15 protein-coding genes are annotated in these 17638 nt (G+C 52.9%); 9 read left to right on the top strand and 6 right to left on the bottom strand.

Going from position 1 to position 17638, the window contains the following annotated elements; genetic code table 11:
• Positions 1 to 5 precede the first annotated feature (5 nt).
• Together VE954_RS01550 and rsgA are read left to right on the top strand one after the other, a co-directional pair.
• A complete protein-coding gene (locus VE954_RS01550; protein ID WP_324948933.1) occupies positions 6 to 977 on the top strand; it encodes a hypothetical protein in 972 nt (323 codons plus the stop codon).
• A gap of 265 nt (positions 978 to 1242) precedes the next feature.
• Complete coding sequence (gene rsgA, locus VE954_RS01545) at positions 1243 to 2316, top strand: ribosome small subunit-dependent GTPase A (RefSeq protein WP_324948931.1); 1074 nt, start codon at positions 1243 to 1245, stop codon at positions 2314 to 2316.
• 40 nt (positions 2317 to 2356) lie between these two features.
• Here the strand turns inward: rsgA and VE954_RS01540 are convergent, their stop codons facing one another.
• From VE954_RS01540 to VE954_RS01530, 3 genes are all read right to left on the bottom strand, one after another.
• Positions 2357 to 2479, bottom strand: coding sequence for a hypothetical protein (locus VE954_RS01540; protein WP_324948929.1), 123 nt, complete (start codon positions 2477 to 2479; stop codon positions 2357 to 2359).
• Positions 2476 to 2904: an adenylate/guanylate cyclase domain-containing protein gene (locus VE954_RS01535; protein ID WP_324948927.1), complete on the bottom strand. Its 429-nt coding sequence runs from the start codon at positions 2902 to 2904 to the stop codon at positions 2476 to 2478. Before VE954_RS01535 ends, VE954_RS01540 begins: the two co-directional genes overlap by 4 nt.
• Positions 2905 to 3331: 427 nt before the next feature.
• Entirely contained in the window at positions 3332 to 3889 is a 558-nt protein-coding gene (locus VE954_RS01530; RefSeq protein WP_324948925.1) for a 7TMR-DISMED2 domain-containing protein, read from the bottom strand.
• A gap of 272 nt (positions 3890 to 4161) precedes the next feature.
• Between VE954_RS01530 and VE954_RS01525 the strand changes: the two genes are divergently transcribed.
• The 3 genes from VE954_RS01525 to VE954_RS01515 are packed head-to-tail and all read left to right on the top strand — an operon-like array spanning position 4162 to position 7314.
• Positions 4162 to 4623: a (2Fe-2S)-binding protein gene (locus VE954_RS01525; protein WP_324948923.1), complete on the top strand. Its 462-nt coding sequence runs from the start codon at positions 4162 to 4164 to the stop codon at positions 4621 to 4623.
• Positions 4624 to 4635: 12 nt separating this feature from the next.
• The gene (locus VE954_RS01520) at positions 4636 to 6942 is read left to right on the top strand and encodes a xanthine dehydrogenase family protein molybdopterin-binding subunit (protein WP_324948921.1); all 2307 of its coding nucleotides are present in this window, start codon (positions 4636 to 4638) and stop codon (positions 6940 to 6942) included.
• A 27-nt stretch (positions 6943 to 6969) separates the two neighbouring features.
• On the top strand, positions 6970 to 7314 hold the full coding sequence (locus tag VE954_RS01515) for a hypothetical protein (RefSeq protein ID WP_324948919.1): 345 nt from the start codon (positions 6970 to 6972) through the stop codon (positions 7312 to 7314).
• 94 nt (positions 7315 to 7408) lie between these two features.
• Here the strand turns inward: VE954_RS01515 and VE954_RS01510 are convergent, their stop codons facing one another.
• Complete coding sequence (locus VE954_RS01510) at positions 7409 to 8407, bottom strand: hypothetical protein (protein WP_324948917.1); 999 nt, start codon at positions 8405 to 8407, stop codon at positions 7409 to 7411.
• Between the two features lie 224 nt (positions 8408 to 8631).
• On the opposite strand from VE954_RS01510, the gene VE954_RS01505 reads away from it, so the two are divergent.
• The 3 genes from VE954_RS01505 to VE954_RS01495 all read left to right on the top strand — a co-directional run bounded on the left by VE954_RS01505 (position 8632) and on the right by VE954_RS01495 (position 13643).
• A complete protein-coding gene (locus tag VE954_RS01505) occupies positions 8632 to 9306 on the top strand; it encodes a hypothetical protein (protein WP_324948915.1) in 675 nt (224 codons plus the stop codon).
• A gap of 152 nt (positions 9307 to 9458) precedes the next feature.
• Positions 9459 to 11531: an adenylate/guanylate cyclase domain-containing protein gene (locus VE954_RS01500; RefSeq protein WP_324948913.1), complete on the top strand. Its 2073-nt coding sequence runs from the start codon at positions 9459 to 9461 to the stop codon at positions 11529 to 11531.
• A gap of 102 nt (positions 11532 to 11633) precedes the next feature.
• Entirely contained in the window at positions 11634 to 13643 is a 2010-nt protein-coding gene (locus VE954_RS01495; protein ID WP_324948911.1) for a response regulator, read from the top strand.
• A gap of 35 nt (positions 13644 to 13678) precedes the next feature.
• Here VE954_RS01495 and upp read toward each other — a convergent pair whose 3' ends face one another.
• Positions 13679 to 14311, bottom strand: a complete 633-nt coding sequence (upp, locus tag VE954_RS01490; protein WP_324948909.1) for a uracil phosphoribosyltransferase — start codon at positions 14309 to 14311, stop codon at positions 13679 to 13681.
• 19 nt (positions 14312 to 14330) lie between these two features.
• Positions 14331 to 16142, bottom strand: coding sequence for a threonine--tRNA ligase (thrS, locus tag VE954_RS01485; protein WP_324948907.1), 1812 nt, complete (start codon positions 16140 to 16142; stop codon positions 14331 to 14333).
• Positions 16143 to 16505: 363 nt separating this feature from the next.
• Here thrS and VE954_RS01480 point away from each other — a divergent pair, with 363 nt between their 5' ends.
• Positions 16506 to 17636, top strand: coding sequence for a hypothetical protein (locus VE954_RS01480; RefSeq protein ID WP_324948905.1), 1131 nt, complete (start codon positions 16506 to 16508; stop codon positions 17634 to 17636).
• Positions 17637 to 17638 lie beyond the last annotated feature (2 nt).

The raw sequence follows: 17638 nt of genomic DNA, 5'->3' as shown, positions 1-17638 counted from the left end.
TGGACATGGCGACTGGACTGAATGACTTTCTCAAGCATATTAAGAGCAATCCCCAGAATGATGTGCTCGTGGATCGCTTTACGTCTTTAGTCCTGGAACTGGATGCCAAAGCCCGGCAACCCTATTTCGATAAACTCTTCACTCTGCTGGAAACCAGTAACCCACATGGTGCCTTGCGCGCCGCCTATTTTAACCTGCAATCTGCACGTGCAGAAGGTGCGGGGACAAGTTTGGAAATCGAAGCTCTGCAATGGATAGAGCGCGCCTTTATCAAACTGGGCAGGAGCGACAACGCCTCACTGGTGCAGGAGGAACTGGTCCGTCTGAAAAAGAAGGCTGCACCACCGCCCCTCCCCGAGCGACGCCGCAAGAAAACAGTGGTGGAATCCAAACCCGAATCCAAAGTCAAGTCCGGCCTCCAAAAAACTCTCGCGGAAATCAAAGGCAAGTTCAATCCAGAGAAAAGCCCTGCCGAATCAAAGCCCAAAGTGGACGTTGAGAACAGCGCATCGGAACAAAGGTTCACCACACAGCGCGCGGATTTTATTGCCAATCTTTATGAGAGTTTCGCGAAGCAGCTGCTGGATGCCTTGAATGCCCAGCTTGGTAGTTTCAAAGGGCGCCCCCAGTCGGATGCCGCCGCGGCCCATATTATCAAGGCCTTTCGCCATATTTATGCTGAAATGAAATCAACCCTCCGCAACGCGGTGGCAGTCTTTGGGCATAATCCCTTACTCGTTGATGATAAGGACCGCTTTCGTGAAGAACTGGTGCAGGTCCTTTTGGAGTCATCCATTTTTACCCGTAATAATGATCGCATCGTCGCCCAGCGGGCAAGGTTGATCGCTTCCCTCCTGACCGCCTGGTTCGATCAGCAGCAGCATATGCCGGATGGGATTCATTCCTCTGAGCAGGAACGTCTGCAAAATAAGCTTCTCGAGATCGCCATTGCCAGTGTGATGAGGTTTGAGGACTGACGGCCCGTGCCATGAGTTTTGAGGACCTTTGAGGACAGAAATTTATGCTTGCGGATTGATTTTTCCCCAAACCCCGTATAGTTTCGGGGCGTGTAAGCCGATAAACCATCAAACGCAGGAGTCGAATATGGATGTCAGAACTTTGAACATGGGAAAGACCTGTTAAGTCAGTCTCCATACTGGCATTCCTGACCTTGACTGGCCTTTCCCCCTAAAAATCCCCATAAATTTCATAGATTTCCATTTTTTGGGAAAGGCTACGGCTTTGACTTCACTCAAACTATTAGGTTTTGACGCAACGTTTTATGCGTCCGTTCTTTCCACTCTGGAATCGGATCGGGTCCTGGCCCGTGTCACCGAACAGCAAAAAGGTCTCTTCAAGGTCACGGGCGAGTCGCAGGAGTGGTGGGCGGAGCCCAGCGGGCGGCTTATGTTCGAAGCCCGCGGGGCTGAAGACTTGCCAGTCGTGGGCGACTGGGTTCAGGTCAGCGTCGGCGGTCCCAACGATCGCCTGCAGATCCTGGCCATCCTTCCTCGCAAGACCTTGATTGCCCGTCGCGCCATCAGTCAGGACCACGAGGCCCAGCTTCTGGCTGCCAATGTTGATCATATTTTTGTCGTCAGTTCACTCAATTACGATCTGAATCCAAAACGCCTCGATCGCTATCGTGCCCTGGTTCGCCAGGCCGGAGCCGCGGGCACTCTGCTGCTCACCAAATCCGATTTGATAGCCGAGGACGCCATACCACCTCTGATGGCGAGCGTCGCCCATAGTTTTCCCGTGCTGGTGGTGAGTGGTATAAGCGGCCAGGGCATGGAGGCCTTGCGTGAAAAACTGCCCTCGGGTTCCACGGCCGTCTTCATTGGTTCATCGGGTGTAGGTAAGTCCACGCTTCTCAATGCGCTGCTGGGTGAAGAGCGCCAGGACACAGCCGGCATTCGTGAAAGTGATAGCCGCGGCCGTCATACCACCAGCAGTCGCAGTCTCATCGCGCTGCCGTCGGGCGCCTTGCTGATTGACACGCCGGGCATTCGGGAACTGGGGCTTTGGAATCTGGATGAGGAAACGCTACAGGAAAGTTTTGACGAACTGGAGGGCTGGGGTGGACGCTGCCGGTATCGGGATTGTCAACACGAAAGCGAACCGGGTTGCGCAGTGCAGGAGGCGATTCAGAAGGGTCAACTGAATGCCGAACGTTTAGCGAGCTATCGCAAATTGCAGAAGGAGCAGGCTTTTTATGAGAGGCGCCAGGACAAGGTTAAAATGATCGAAGAAAAAAATCGTTGGAAATCCATACATAAAGCTATGCGTCGCGATCGCAAAAATCGCGAGAACTGAAGACATCGGGAGGAAGGCATCGGGAGCAGCAGCCTCCCGGTCAACCGGCTTTGGCTGTGAGCTCGTGGGGAGCGGCAGCCTTCACCCCTTCATGATCTATGAATTGGTAGTACAGCCGGGTCGCGGCAGGGTCATCCCGAACGATGATCTCACGCTCCTTCAAATCAACCTTCTGAAAGCCCTGCCGATGGCTCGGGTCAAGGCTGCATAAACCACATCCTGAATGATAATGACATTGCGGTCCATCTCGCCGTTAAAGAGCGCCTTGCGCATGGCTTCATAGCGGGTTGCCAGCACAATCGCGGGCCCAAAAAGGTCATATTTCTTGGTGCCAGATTCCGGATAGAAGCCCGTCAGAGTATCGAGCGCAATCCCGATACTGCAGCAGATAGGGACTTCCGAATGCAGAATCTGGCTCTCCCGGGTCAACGTCTGTATGAATTTTTTAGCGATATCCAAAGCATCATTGGCCGGATTTTCGGTTTTCGAGCGGAACGGATAGCCAATGGAACATAGAAAGCCGTCGCCCATTTCCTTGATGCGATAGGCATTGGCCTGCAGTGAGATACCATCGTAGCCTTCGGCCATGACCTATAACAATTGGCAAAGAGCTGCCGAAAGAATTCCCTGGCCTTGATATGACGAATTTTCGAACTGCCGACGATATCAAAAGAGATCACACAGGCATGAGCTGACGTCAAAGGCATGGTCTCTTCGAGTGACATACCGCTTTTAATCTGTCTGATCTGATGCGGATACACGACCTTCTCCAGCTGCTTAAAGGCATGGATCGTGCTGTCCAGAGCGTCTTTCTCCCGGTGTCGCGCTTCGTTTTCGGAATCCAATAAACTTTTTCGAATCTCTTCGAAACGCATGCCGACCCCAATGGAGATAAGAACGCTTTCAACAGCGCCGCCAATCATCATGCCCCAGTTGGACAGGAAACTATAATCCGATATTCCAACATAATAACTGACTGTGAAAGCATCACCTAAAATAAACGCCAGCCAGGCGGTCAGAGCGTGATGTAGAAGAAGGCGTTATAAAGAGGCAGGATAATGAAGAAGCCTAAAAGTATCCGAATATAAAGACGTTCACGATCCCTGTCCTTATAAAAGGCTTCGGGATCCCATAGGACAAGCCGGGAGCCGAGGATATTGTCGCTTTTGTAGTGAGCGTAAAAGGTGGACGACCCGCGTGGGACCTGCAGTTTGAAAATGGGCAGACGATGATCGAGATCTTTTTCCGCAAAAGGCACAGCCTGGCCGTCCAGCTTCCGCCTCAGCAGAACGCCTTCATGAAAGTGAAACAGTTCCAAATGAAATATCGGCGCCCATTTATCCTCTAAAAATAATTCAGCGGCAGCATCGCCGTCATGCACCAGTTGAAACCGAACCCAAAGCGCCGCATGCGAGAATCCGACGATTGGTTTTTTCCCACGAATCCACAGAATATCTGACTTGTGAGACACGTCGTCGATCGTGAGCTGACCGCTCTCATCAACTAAATATTCCAGGTTATCCTGCAGGGAAATCTGCGCCAGTTTTCCTTTAAAATCGTCCAGCTTCAGCACGGGCTCTGCCTGCAGGCCGCTGCTACCGCATCGCAGCAGAAGGGATGCCCATATCAGAGCAAAGTGTCATCTCAGGCGTGACATCTCCATCCTTCCTTGGCCCTGGCCCCATGCATCTCAACATGATGAACCCACGACCCGTGCTCGGCTCATCGTCCATGCTTCGGAAAACAGGAGAGGCAACATTTACCTACATATTTTTGGCGATTTCTTTTCGGAAGGATCCATACCACATTTCTCTTTTAGCCCTTCGCCGTAAAAGGAATCGAACCATGAAAATGAAACTGACGGTCAATGGCCGGGAAATGGATACGGATCTGGATCCGGACATGCCACTGCTCTGGGTTTTACGCGACGTCATGGGACTTACGGGCACAAAATTTGGCTGTGGCAAGGCCCTTTGTGGTGCATGCACGGTGCACCTGGATGGTGCTGTTGTGCGTTCGTGTGTGACCCCGATTCGCGCCGCGTCGGGGCATAAGGTGACGACAATCGAAGGACTGTCAACCGACGGCAGCCATCCCTTACAAAAAGCCTGGGTGGCTTACGGCGTTCCTCAATGCGGATTCTGCCAGGCTGGGCAAATCATGGCGGCAGCCGCACTTCTGCGGGATAAGAGCAAACCGACAGATGGCGATATCACTCAAGCGCTGTCAGGAAATCTTTGCCGCTGCGGAACGTATAACCGCATCCGGGACGCCATCAAAAAAGTCGCTCAGGAATCCAAAGCGTAAGGAGGGGGCATCATGCAAAAGATAATCAGCAGCCGGCGAACGTTTCTCGAAGGCGTAGGTGTCTCCGCCGTTGGCCTTTTCTTTGGGCTCTATGCGTATGCAGACCAGCCTACCAATGAACCGGCGGGCGATACGGATCCCAAGCCGAAAACGAGTTCCGCAGCGGTGGAAAAAACCAGCGTGGGATTGAATCCAAATGTTTTTATTCATGTCGCCCCGGACGGTTGGGTGACCATAGTCTGCCATCGCTCCGAAATGGGTCAAGGCATTCGCAGCTCGCTGCCCGTGCTGCTGGCCGACGAACTGGGCGCGAGCATGCAGAAGGTGAAAATTGTTCAGGCTGTTGGTGATAAGGCTTATGGGGATCAAAATACCGATGGCTCCAACAGTATCCGCGGCATTTACGAAGACATGCGCACGGCTGCAGCGACCGCCCGCATGATGCTGATAGGAGCGGCTGCGACACGTTGGAAAGTGGCAGCTGATACCTGCACGACCGACAATCATGCCGTGATTCATGGTCCGAGCAAACGGCAACTCGGCTTCGGCGATATCGCCGTTGAAGCCGGACGCATGCGTATTCCGCAACCCGCCGAAGTCAAACTCCGACCCACACAGGAATTGAAAAATGTGGGCAAGGATCTGCCACTCCTCGATGGACCGGCGTATGTTACAGGCAAGGCCGTGTTTGGCGCCGACCTGCGTTTGCCCAATATGCTCGTCGCGGTCATTGCACGGCCACCTGTCGTAGGAGGCAAGGCCGGCAAATTTGAAGCCAAGGCGGCTCGTGCCGTTCCGGGAGTCAAACAGGTCATCGAACTGCCTCTGCCCAAGCAACCCTACATGTTCCAACCCTGGGGCGGCGTGGCTGTTCTGGCCGAAAATACCTGGGCTGCCATGAAAGGGCGTGACGCCTTAAAGGTCAATTGGGAATCAGGACCCAATGCGAGCTATAACAGCGCCGACTATCGAAAGTCACTCCTGGCATCCGTTCGAAAACCGGGCACACCTTTGCGCAAGCTGGGCAATACCGAATCGGCTTTGGCCGAAGCAGCCAAGACCATCGAGGCGGAATACTATGTGCCTCACCTGCCCCATGTGGCGATGGAACCTCCGACCGCGTTGGCGCATTATCGCAGGGACAAGGGCGGCAGCTGCGAAGTCTGGGCTCCTACGCAAAACCCTCAGGCAGCCCGCACCGAGGTGGCTCGGGTGCTGGGTCTTGATGAATCGCGGGTTACCGTGCATGTCACCCTGTTAGGCGGGGGATTTGGTCGCAAGTCAAAAGCGGATTTTGTTTCGGAAGCGGCCTTTTTATCCAAGGCAGCAGGCGTTCCCGTGCGTGTTCAGTTCACGCGTGAAGACGACATTCACAACGACTATCTCAACACCGTCAGTGCCCAGCATCTGACGGCGGGCCTCGACAAAAACGGTAAAGTGATTGCCTGGCGTCATCGTACGGCCTTTCCACCGATCGGTTCGCTCTTCAATCCTCAAACCAAACGACCTGGCCTGGGCGATTTGCAGCAGGGAGTCCTGGATGTGCCACTGGCCATTCCTCATATCAGTGCGGAAGCGTGCGAAGCCGAATCCCATGTGCGCACGGGTTGGCTGCGCTCGGTCTATAATATTTTTCACGCCTTTGCGGTGAATTCCTTTATCGATGAGATAGCCCATGCGCGGGGTCAGGATCCACGGGAGACCATGCTGGAAATTTTTGGGCCGGCGCGAACTGTTCCATTAGCTGAATTAGGTGTTGAACAACTGCAAAACTATGGGGCATCTTTGGAGAAGCACCCGGTGGATGCGGGTCGACTGCGTCATGTGGTGGAAAGGGTCACCCAAAACGCGGGCTGGGCGAATCGAAAAAACCTTAAAAACCGTGCGCTTGGCTTGGCTGCGCATCGAAGTTTTCTGAGTTATGTCGGTGTTGTGGCAGCCGTTACCAGGAATGATGGTGGTACACTGCGGGTTGATGAAGCGTGGCTGGTGGTGGATGCGGGTACGATCATTAACACCGATCGGGTGCGGGCGCAGATGGAAGGTTCCCTCATCAATGGCATGAGCCACGCCTTTTATGGGGGCGTCACGCATAAGAATGGAGCGGTGGAACAAAATAATTTTGATGGTGTCCGACTGATCCGCATGGGCGAGGAGCCGACGAAAATTCATATTGAAATCGTGAAATCGTCTGGCGCACCGGGTGGTATTGGAGAACCCGGCGTTCCTCCTGTCGCTCCAGCCATAGCCAATGCCATCTTTGCTTTGACAGGCAAACGGATCCGGGAATTTGCCATGCTGGATCAAAAGTTTTCTTAACCGACCAGCCGGAAACGGAGTTTTTTTATGAGCTATGATCAAGAGACAGAAACCGAAAACCCCTCCGGGCAGAAATTGACGAAGAAGGAATTTGCGAAAAAACTCCGTCGCGAAGCGTATTTAAGGGCCAAGGAATACAAAAAAACTGACCCCAGGGAAATCGCCCGTAAGGAAAAAGCGAAAGTGCATCGGCGCGAGGCTTATCAAAAAGCCAAGGAGCGGAATAAAGCAGCGAAGAAGGAAAAAAAGGAGAAACCCGATCTGAAGGACCAGATCATGCTGGCGGTCGAATTGGACGAGCGCCCCATGGCCCCGGTGATTTCGCTGGATAGCGCTCGACGTAAGGCGAGCGGAAAAAAACCGGCGACATGAGATGATATTTGAAGGAGCAAAAAGTCAGTGAATGGACATTGGGCACGATGTGAGCCGGCGCAATGTCCATTAAACCATGCTGGATGGGACGACCTTAGCGATACAGAACCGCAAACTCATTTTCCTTGGTCCGATCGCTCATATTCACCCAAATGTTCATGGCCTGGGTGGTGCGATCGACCATAGCATTCACTTCTCTGACTTCGGCTTCGCTCACGGGCAAGCCGAACGAATAGCCCTGGGGGCACAAGCGCGCAGCATCGGCAAAGGCTCCCTCGGCGTTACTTACAATCCATTTTGCAGCTGTGGCGCCAGCGCTTGTATTGCGGCATAGAAAATTGTAACGCGTGCTGCATGCAATATCATTCATTCGACCTAGCGGGCCTGTGACAAGGCCTGTCGTATTTTGATGACTGATTTTCATGGCCGCATTACTAAATTCCACGCAGTCTTCATCGGCATTCGCTAGAACCGTGTTGCTGGGTTCGCCGCCCAACCAGAAGGCCGCTGAGCGCGTCAGAGTCAAAGGCGTGGCTATGGTCGTGGTCAACGAAACAGAAATCGCGTTCAAGGCACTCAACACAATCTGGACTCGATTATAAGGGAGCGTGGCCGCAGTTTCCTGCACAGTCCATTTCAAAGCCAGAAGATCCTGATTGAGTAGCGTGAGCGGTGTGCGATTGCCTTGGGCATCAAGTTTGAAAAATTCGGCTTTGGCAATCAGTGTTTTGACTTCGGTCACAGGACTGATATCGCAATCCATTCGATAGTTTTCGGCACCCTGGGTTTGTCCTGTTTGATAGCGGCAGGTGAGATAGGCGCCGCCGATGGGCACAGGTTCCGCTGCCACCTGTCCAGCCTGCTCCTCGTCCTTCATTTCCGGTTCTGCAGGCATTTCAGTGCCGGCTTTTTCCGCTGGAACTTCGGCGGCGGGCCAGGCTACCGTTTGCGAACTGATAATGGGCTCGCCATCGGCACTGCTAGGATAGGCTTCCGACTTTTCAATTTCACCCTGTTTGAGTTTACTGCCAGGATTACAGGAGCTCAAAAGCACCAGGATCAGGCTCAAGCCCGCGAATTTATACCGCAGCATACGTCCTGTCCTCCGTTTTGATTCCTATCCTACCTATCGGCAGGACCGTGACCTGCCTGTCAGGATTCGCTTTTTAACTTTGTTATTCCCATCTTATAATCACTAAATTATAAGGCCCGCCAAGCCCCTGACATCATTTAAGACAGTGGCTCTTCATAATTCTTTACCCGACCGCGCACAGTCCAAGCCGATATGTTTTCTTTCCCAAACAGAGTGAGGCATCCATGTTGGCAAAGCTAGGGCTTGTTCTGCTTGGACTGGGATCCATGACGGCCTGGGCGCAGGACGTCATCCCGCAGCCAGCAGCTCCAACCTATCGTGGCCTCTCTGAGGAAAATAGGCAGATGAAACGGTTTGGTCTTTGGGGTGGTCTGGGGTTTCGCTCCGTGAATTACGGGTTGGCCATTGTCTCTGCAGAGGCCGCGTATTTTTTGGCTCCGGACGCCTTCATCACTGTCCGTGCGTCCCATATGGGAGGTGGAGCTTCGAGTTCCAGTCTGACGACGGATCCTGATTATAGCTATTATTTTGCCGATGCGAGGCTTCATGCCGAGGGTCAATCCCAGGCCATTTCCTATCAGTATTTTCTGGGGAATTCGTTCTTCGTGAAAGCGGGACTCGAAAATCTAAACATGACGGGCCGCCTTGAAACCTTTGGTTTGATGAGAACCCACATCGGTGATCTTAACCAACAGAATGCGCTTCTGGGCATCGGCAATCAATGGCAGTGGCGAAGTTTTACCCTTGGGTGCGAATGGATCGGCGCTGCCGCTCCCTTGAGTTATACCTACTCGTCCTACGATAATACGGTGACCCACCGCCTCGTGGATCAGTTCATTGATTCCAAGGATCAGGTGGCTCTCAACCTTCTGTATTTCCATTTGGGAGCTGCGTTTTAGTCCCAATGGCTCCTACCCCACACGGCAATCCGAAAGCAGTCAACAGCCGGGAATTTATGATTTTTCAGAATTCCTGCTCATGACACGTGCGAAACCTTAGGTTGCGTCAGGCGCGGTCGATAGAAGCCTCAGGCTCCTATGAAGGATTTCTTATGTTTCGCCTTGGTCTTTGGCTCACTCTTACCTTGCTGCTCCTGAACCCCAAGGCGGGCCGAGGCAACCCAGACCTATCCCAGTTGATTGCCGTCGGCGAGCATAGGCTCCTTGATGATCCCTCCGCGGCTCTCCGTTACAACCTTGACCTTTTACAGAAGTCACCGAAGGACGACCCGGACGTGTGGCTGCACATCGCTGTGAATGTGATGGCAAGCTATGCCTATCTAGAGCGAACGGACGAAGCGGATGCGTTGCTCGCAAGCATCGAACAGCAATTGCCGAGGACGCGGACGCCACGTTGGAAAATCCAGATCCTGCTGCAGAAGGCCGCGATTCTGAGCTTCCAACAGAAAGCCGCCGAGGCCATCCAACTTATCGATGAAGCGATCGTTCTGAGTCAAACTTCGGAGTTGCCCCTGCTGGAAGCACGAGCCCGCAGCCACATGGCACTGCTCCAGGCTCGCACCAACAATAAAACGGCAGCCATCGAACAGTTGGCACAGTCCATTCGATTGCTGCGTGGCACAGAAAAAGGCGTTATCTATTTCGTGGCCATGAATCAGATTGCCACAAGCTTTCTCGTCCTCGAAGGACATAACCTTTCCAAAGCGGTCGATATCCTGAATGAGTTAAAAGCTGAAGCTCAGACGCGAGGCCTCAGATTTCTTGCGCATCTCGCCGCCTACAATTTAGGCGATGTCCATGCCGAGCTGCTCAATGAAGATGCATCCATTCAAAACTTTGAACAAGCGGCAGCGTATGCTGAAGCCATTCATGACGATCTGAGTCAGGCCTATGCCCAACTCGGACTGGTGGATGCCTACCGCAATCGAGGACAGCTGGATAAAGCCCGGCAGGTCCTGCTTCACGCCGCCGCTACTTTCGAGGCGCACGGCAACAAAAGCCAGGCCTTTGAAGTTCACAAAAATCTAGTCACATTGGCCCTGGATCAGAAGAAACATGAGCTCGCGTGGACGCATCTGCAGGCGATTGACCAGCTGGGTTTGGACCCCAAGCAGATTGGTGCTTATAGCGACCTGAACCTTTTGCGCTCACGGTACTACGAATCCCTGGGTGACACGAGGCTTGCCCTGAAATCCCTGCAGGATCATATGCGCGCCGCCTTTCGAGAGTCCAGCCAGTTGGAGCACGAAGCCGCCCAGAAATTCGCGGCGCAGTTTGAGCTGGAGCGCAAGGAACAGCAGAACATTCTGCTGGCCCAGAAGAATGAAATCCAGCAGCTTACGATTCGCCAGAACGAACGCGATGCGACCATCAAGACCCTCATAATTTTGAGTTCCTGCCTCCTGCTCCTCATCGTTTCGGTCGCCTTCCTGCGCATTCGTAAAAAAAATCGGGAGATTCATCGCTTGAATCAGCATATCAAAACCGATGTGTTGCAGCGTTTCCTTCCACCGCAGATGGTCGACGATATACTCGAGGGGCGCTCGAGCCTGAACAATATCCCACACCACCGAGTCGTGACTGTTCTGTTTTCTGATCTATGCGAATTCACCAGGGCCACCGATCTGCTGGATGCTGATACGGTCGCGGCAATTTTGAACGAATTCTTTGTCGCCATGACCGACGTGATTTTTAGCGAAGATGGAACCATCGATAAATTTATCGGTGACGCCATCATGGTTCTCTTCGGGGCTCCCAACGCCATGACGGTTGAAGAGCAGGCTCTGAAAGCCGCCCGCTGTGCACTTAAAATGCAGGATGCGCTTGATACTTTGAACGAACGCTGGACGAACCTTTATGGCCATCAGATTCAAATGCGCATTGGACTGCATCAAGGACCAGCCGTCGTGGGCAGCTTTGGTGGCAAGAAGCGGTCTGATTATACTGCTGTCGGACGCGCCGTGAATCTGGCGTCAAGGGTGGAAAGCATTGCCGAACCCGGTAGCGTTTACTTAAGCGAAGCCTTGGTTCGTTTTCTGCAACCTGATGCGGTCACCAGCATGGGCCTCCATCACCTGCGCGGACTTGCAGAACCGATCGGAATTTACAAGCTTCGGCCCCACAACCTCAATTCCAATCGTACGGTCGCGGCTGAGTCTGCTTAAAGATCCATTCAAAAGATTGCCAAAAGCGAAAAACGAAGGTAAAGCCTTAAACAACGCATCTGCACTTTTGAATTTATCCCGACAGGCCTGGCGGAAAAAAGTATGCTCACCACTTTTTTTAATTCCGATTCCTTTATGCCCCATGGTCACTGCTATCTTTGGCGACCCGATATTCTTTGGTTGCACGTCGTCTCGGATACACTCATTGGCTTCGCCTATTTCATGATTCCGTTGGCGCTGGTGTATCTCGTGCGGAAGCGCGCGGACCTGGCCTTCAACTGGCTCTTCCTCCTCTTTGCTTCGTTTATCGTAGCCTGTGGCACGACGCATCTCTTTGGAGTCTGGACCGTCTGGAATCCCGATTATGCCACTTCCGGTGTTTTGAAATTGGCTACAGCGTTGATATCAATGGGCACCGCCGTCACCGTTTGGCCGCTTTTGCCCCGCATCCTTGAGCTTCCCAGCGTTGAACAATATAGAAGCATGTGCCATAGGCTGGAGCAGGAAATTGCCGAACGCGAGAAGACCCAGGAAGAGCTGGAGCGTCGGCAAAACCAGCTTCGTTTGATCATCAATCAGCTGCCGGTGGCTATCGCTTATCTGGACCGGGACCTGCACTTCCAGTACTGCAATGCAACGTATACGAGATGGCGGAAAATGCGCAAAGAACAGATCATTGGGCGGCATATAAAAGACGTCATACCGGAAGAGGCTCTGCAACAGACCGCCTCATCCATGTTACGGGCTTTGGCTGGCGAGACGGTTCGTAGCGAGAATAAAATAAACTTTTCCGATCACGAACGCTACGTTTCCATCCATGACATTCCCGATATCGATCAGCAGCAGCAGGTCAAAGGTGTGATCCGGCTGTTTACAGATATTTCGGATCATGTGGATATTGAAAATCAACTGAAGCAAGCCAAAGACGCGGCTGATGCTTCAAACCAGGCAAAAAGCGCCTTTGTAGCCAATATTAGTCATGAAATACGAACCCCCTTGGGAGCCGTCGTCGGTTTCTCGGATATGCTCGCTCGCGAGGGTCTGGCATCCACGGAACGTCACAAATATAGTGCCGCCATCAAACGCAACAGTGAACTCCTGCTTCATATCATCGACGATATTCTGGATATTTCGAAGATGGATGTGGGCAAGATCACGCTGAATATTCAGGACGTGGATCTGCAGGAGATCATTGCCGATGCAGGGCATTTCCTGCAGCAGAAAGCTCTTGGTAAAGGTTTGAAATTGAGCATCCTGGCGGAAAAACCCTTGCCTCAAAAGATAAGAACCGATCCGTTCCGCCTGAAGCAAATTTTGCTGAACCTGATCGGCAATGCCATTAAATTTTCCGACAAGGGCACCGTTGAAATGCGGGTCAAAGCTCTGGCCGAGCCGGACAAGCCCCTGCAGCTGGGTTTCCTTATCAGCGATCAGGGCATTGGGATTTCAAAAGAACACCAGGCCCATCTTTTCGAATCCTTCTTTCAGGCGGACCCGTCCGCTACACGACGTCATGGCGGGACAGGCCTGGGCCTCACTCTCTCCAAGCGATTCGCCCAGGTGTTGGGAGGCGACATTCAACTGATCCGAAGCGAGCCCAATCAAGGCAGCGAGTTCCTGCTGACTATTCAGCCCTCAGAATCCACGGGCATGTATGTCGAGGACGCTCATAGCTTTGACGCCTGGCTCGGCGCCTCGGTTATCTTCCTTCCCAACGGTCATCATTTACAAGGCGTGCGCATCCTTCTCGCCGAAGATGCTCCGGACAATCAACTGCTGATCAGCACGTATTTGGAGTCAGCTGGGGCCGAGGTGGAGACTGTCAACAATGGACTCGAAGCCGTTGAAAGACTCACCAGGAATCACATTGATGTCGTGCTGATGGATCTTCAGATGCCCGTAATGAGCGGATTTGAAGCCTTGAGCGAAATCCGGAAGCAGGGTCGTCATCTTCCGGTCATTGCTCTGACAGCTCATACCATGCAGGATGATAAAAAACGGTGTCTGGACGCAGGATTTGACGGTCACGTGGGCAAACCGATCAACCGGAATGAGCTGATCGAACGCATCTCACAGTACATCCGTATCGAACCAGTCCCCCAGTTGCATTGAGGAAAGGTGTCCAGGGGGCTTCCCTGGACCTCGCTTCAATGCCCCAAGGTTCCATAGAGGCGATCACCGGCATCGCCCAGACCAGGCAGAATATAGCCTTTTTCGTTCAACTTCGTATCAATGGAAGCGGTTACGATGCGCACATGCGGAAACGCTTTCTGAACGTTGGCCACGCCCTCAGGACTGGCAAGGAGTGTGACGAGATGGATATGACGAGCCCCGGCCGCTTCCACCTGCTGCAGAGCGTGGATCACGGTATGACCGGTGGCCAGCATGGGATCGAGTACGAACACCTGATCTTCATCCATAATCTTCGGCAGATTCGCGTAATACGATTCAGCTTCCAGCGTTTTCGGATTGCGAGCGAGCCCAAGATAGCCAACCCTCGCCGTCGGCAGGTGGGGCAGGACCCCTTCCAGAAAACCCAGACCGGCGCGCAGTACGGACACCAGCACCAGACCTGTTTTCAGAACTGGGGCCTGCATCGGTTGCAAGGGAGTTTGAATGGTTTCCCGGGACAAGGGTAGCACCCGAGCCGCCTCGTAAAAAAGCATGGAAGCGACGGCTGCCATGTGCTGACGAAAGTCGCCGCTGTCCGTCGATACCCGTCGCATCTCGGTCAATCGATTCTGAACCATCGGATGGTCCACGACCAGAACCTGATTCATCCCGTCCCCTTTATTCCTATTAAAGCAACGAACCCATGGGTTCACGCAGCATCACGCGGCCCTTGATCTCCTGCAGCAGTTGCTCGATAAATTCATCGCGACCTTCGGTCTTCTGCTCCTGAATTCCATAACGCCGGATCGTGACCTGCTTTTGCTCCACTTCCTTAAGGCCGATAATCAGCTGCACGGGGACCTTGCGCATGGTATGCGTACGGATCTTCTTATTGAAGCTATTATCCGATTCGTCGATTTCCGCACGCACCATTTTGCTATGCAGTTCCTCGACCAGGGCGCGACCATAGGCATGGCAGTCTTCGTTCACCGGGACCACCACGACCTGGACCGGAGCGCACCAGGTGGGGAAAGCGCCGCCGTAGTATTCCAAAAGGAAACTGATAAAGCGTTCATGGGTGGACAGGGGTGCGCGATGCAGAATGATCGGCATCTGATCCTGTCCGTGCTCGTCGGTATAGGCAAGGCCGAAATTCGCCGGGCTGAGGAAGTCCACCTGGATGGTCGAAACGGTTTCTTCGCGACCCATCAGGTTTTTAAACTGGAAGTCAATCTTGGGGCCATAGAATGCGGCTTCGCCTTCGCCGCGATAGTATTCCATGCCGGCATCGATCAGGGCTTTTTCCAGCATTTTTTCCGCTTTTTCCCACATCGCATCCGGACCTTTGTACTTGCTGCGATTTTCCGTGCTGCGGATGGACAGGCGTGACCGGAAGTTATTGGTCAGACCAAAGGTGGTATAAAACTCGCGGTACATCTGCAGGAGTTTGCCGAATTCTTCTTCAAACTGATTTTCCCGCAGATAAATATGCGCATCGTTCATGGTCATGCAGCGCACCCGGATCAAACCGGACACTTCACCCGACTGCTCATAGCGATAGCAGGTTCCGTATTCCGCAAGACGCAGCGGCAGTTCCCGGTAGCTGCGTTTACGTGCAGCATAGATCAAATGGTGATGCGGGCAGTTCATGGGCTTCAGATAATATTCGGTCTTCTGGCCTTCGTCCTCGATTACCATGGGTGGGAACATGGAATCCTTGTACGACTCCAAATGCTGGCTCCGCACATACAGATCACCTTTGGTGATATGCGGCGTGGCCACGCGGCTGTAGCCAAATCGGAATTCCATATCCATCGCATAACGTTGGATTTCATCACGAATCACGGTCCCGTTGGGCATCCAGAGAGGCAGGCCTTTGCCGACGATATCCTCGTAATGATAGATATCGAGTTCATTGCCGAGTTTTTTATGATCGAATTCTTCGGCCAGTTTACGGCGCTTCAGGAAGTCGTCCAGCTGAGCCTTATTTTCAAAGGCCAGTGCATAGATACGGGTGAGCATCTTGCGTTTTTCATCGCCGAGCCAATAGGCGCCCGCGATGCGATCGAGTTTGAACGCATCCGGCGGCAGCTGACTGGTTTTTTCCACATGCGGGCCTTCGCACACATCCAGGAACGGACCCGTCTTATAGAACGTGAATTTGGTTTCGCCGCGGTCATGCAGATTCTTCAGGTTTTCCAGCTTATACAGCTCACCGCGGTGTTTCTGCAGAAAATCGACAGCGCCGTCGTAGTCAAACTCAAAGTAATCGAAAGGCTGCGAGGCCCCGATGATTTTTTTCATCGCCTTCTCGATATCCTTCAAATCGGCTTCTGTAATAGGCTCGGCACCGAAATCGAAGTCGTAGAAGAAGCCATGTTCCGTCGGAGGACCAAAGCCCAGCTGCACGTGCGGAAATTTTTGCAGCACCGCCTGGGCCAGGATATGAGCCAGCGAATGGCGGATGCGATAGAGTTTCGGATTATCTTGGAGTTCCATCAAAATACCTCACAAAACGACGGAGCAAACAGCCGGGATTGACCAGGACATCATTCTTATCATGGAAAAAAACAGGCTGCTATTCTTTTGAGGCCTCGTCTTGACGGCCCCGGTTTCGGGCTGACAGCAGGACGTTTACCTGCCAGACTGATTGAGCTGGTCGCAAAAGCATAGCCCTGACGAAGGCCGACACGGGTTGCGTCATTTCACGCACAATACATCCCATTTATCCCTTGGACTTGGAGGCGGTCTGCCAGACCGAGCCTTTAATCGAATGATTACAGGACGGGGACAGGGTAAACTTCTCTATGCATACCTCTTGCAAAGCACGAGATAGCCTGACGTCTCAGATGGAGAAAAAAGATGCGCACGTTGTTTTTAATCCTGGCTTTGGCCGGGGGTGTTCAACCCGCAGCTGCGAAAAATGAAACGACAAAACCCGAGACCGCACCTGCAGCCCGTCCCACCATGCAGAAATACGCCGAGAACGTCGCGATTCTGCTGCAAAATCTTCGGCCCTTTGATGACCAGCCAAGCCAGCAGCAAAAGCAAAGCGTGCAGCAAGCCTTGTCCACATTAAAAAGCTTGTCGCATGATGTGAAGCCGACCCTGGATCTCTATGCCGTCGACCCCATCATGCGCTATCTGTCTCTCGATCTCTCCCATCAGTTTCAGAAGATCAACGACGCGTACACGGCAGGCAACTATCCTTATGCACGGTATGTGCTCAGGCAGACCACTCAATACTGTGTGGGCTGCCATGCAGCGTCCTCGTTAAAACATTCCGCGACCCTGGTATTTAAGGAACCTTCGGGAAGCATGAATGAACTGGAGCGGGCGGAATATTTCACCGCCACGCGTCGCCATGAAGACGCCATGCTCGCCTATGAACGCTTCCTGAGCGATAAAAAGTTTAAGAAGTCGCAACCGGAACTCTGGGAACGAGCGGTGCAAAATCTTATGAGCATCACGATACGCATTCGTCAGGATGCGTCCATGACTCTGGAAATGATCAGCGCCTTGCTCGATGAAGGTGGTTATACGCCGCAGCAGACGGAGATGCTCCAGGTCTGGCGAACCTCAGCGAAGGGTTGGCAGCTGGATCCGCCCGACAAAAAATTAAAGGGAGCTGAGGCTCTTGAAAAAAGTCGTCAGCTTATAAGCAAGGCTCAGAAATTGAGCGAACGCCGTCACACCTTTGGCTTCATTGAATCCATGCGGGCCGCTTCTCTGTTGAATGATGTTGCCCTCGGGGACAGCACGGACGAGGTCAAGGCTGAAGCTTACCTGCTGACGGGTCAGACCAGTGAAAACCTGCGCGATGTCTTTCTCTGGATGCGCCCTGAGGCCTATTACGAAGCATGTATTCGGATCAAACCCAAATCCCCCACGGCCAAGGAATGTGCTAAACAATGGGAATTCTATCAAAAGAATTATCCCACGGAAGCCTGGGACAAGGAGAAGTTTCAGCAGGTCACTGAGCTGACCCGATAGTC

It is taken from the genome of Oligoflexus sp. (assembly GCF_035638955.1).
GTDB lineage: Bacteria > Bdellovibrionota_B > Oligoflexia > Oligoflexales > Oligoflexaceae > Oligoflexus.
Note: the sequence above shows the minus strand (reverse complement) of the source record. Positions and strands in the feature narration are given on the sequence as shown.

Coding starts and splice junctions, on each gene's coding strand:
- VE954_RS01510 (WP_324948917.1), bottom strand. CDS start 8,407: ATGCTGCGGTATAAATTCGCGGGCTTGAGCCTGATCCTGGTGCTTTTG.
- VE954_RS01495 (WP_324948911.1), top strand. CDS start 11,634: ATGCTCACCACTTTTTTTAATTCCGATTCCTTTATGCCCCATGGTCAC.
- VE954_RS01525 (WP_324948923.1), top strand. CDS start 4,162: ATGAAAATGAAACTGACGGTCAATGGCCGGGAAATGGATACGGATCTG.
- VE954_RS01550 (WP_324948933.1), top strand. CDS start 6: ATGGCGACTGGACTGAATGACTTTCTCAAGCATATTAAGAGCAATCCC.
- thrS (WP_324948907.1), bottom strand. CDS start 16,142: ATGGAACTCCAAGATAATCCGAAACTCTATCGCATCCGCCATTCGCTG.
- VE954_RS01515 (WP_324948919.1), top strand. CDS start 6,970: ATGAGCTATGATCAAGAGACAGAAACCGAAAACCCCTCCGGGCAGAAA.
- VE954_RS01480 (WP_324948905.1), top strand. CDS start 16,506: ATGCGCACGTTGTTTTTAATCCTGGCTTTGGCCGGGGGTGTTCAACCC.
- VE954_RS01500 (WP_324948913.1), top strand. CDS start 9,459: ATGTTTCGCCTTGGTCTTTGGCTCACTCTTACCTTGCTGCTCCTGAAC.
- upp (WP_324948909.1), bottom strand. CDS start 14,311: ATGAATCAGGTTCTGGTCGTGGACCATCCGATGGTTCAGAATCGATTG.
- VE954_RS01505 (WP_324948915.1), top strand. CDS start 8,632: ATGTTGGCAAAGCTAGGGCTTGTTCTGCTTGGACTGGGATCCATGACG.
- VE954_RS01535 (WP_324948927.1), bottom strand. CDS start 2,904: ATGGCCGAAGGCTACGATGGTATCTCACTGCAGGCCAATGCCTATCGC.
- VE954_RS01520 (WP_324948921.1), top strand. CDS start 4,636: ATGCAAAAGATAATCAGCAGCCGGCGAACGTTTCTCGAAGGCGTAGGT.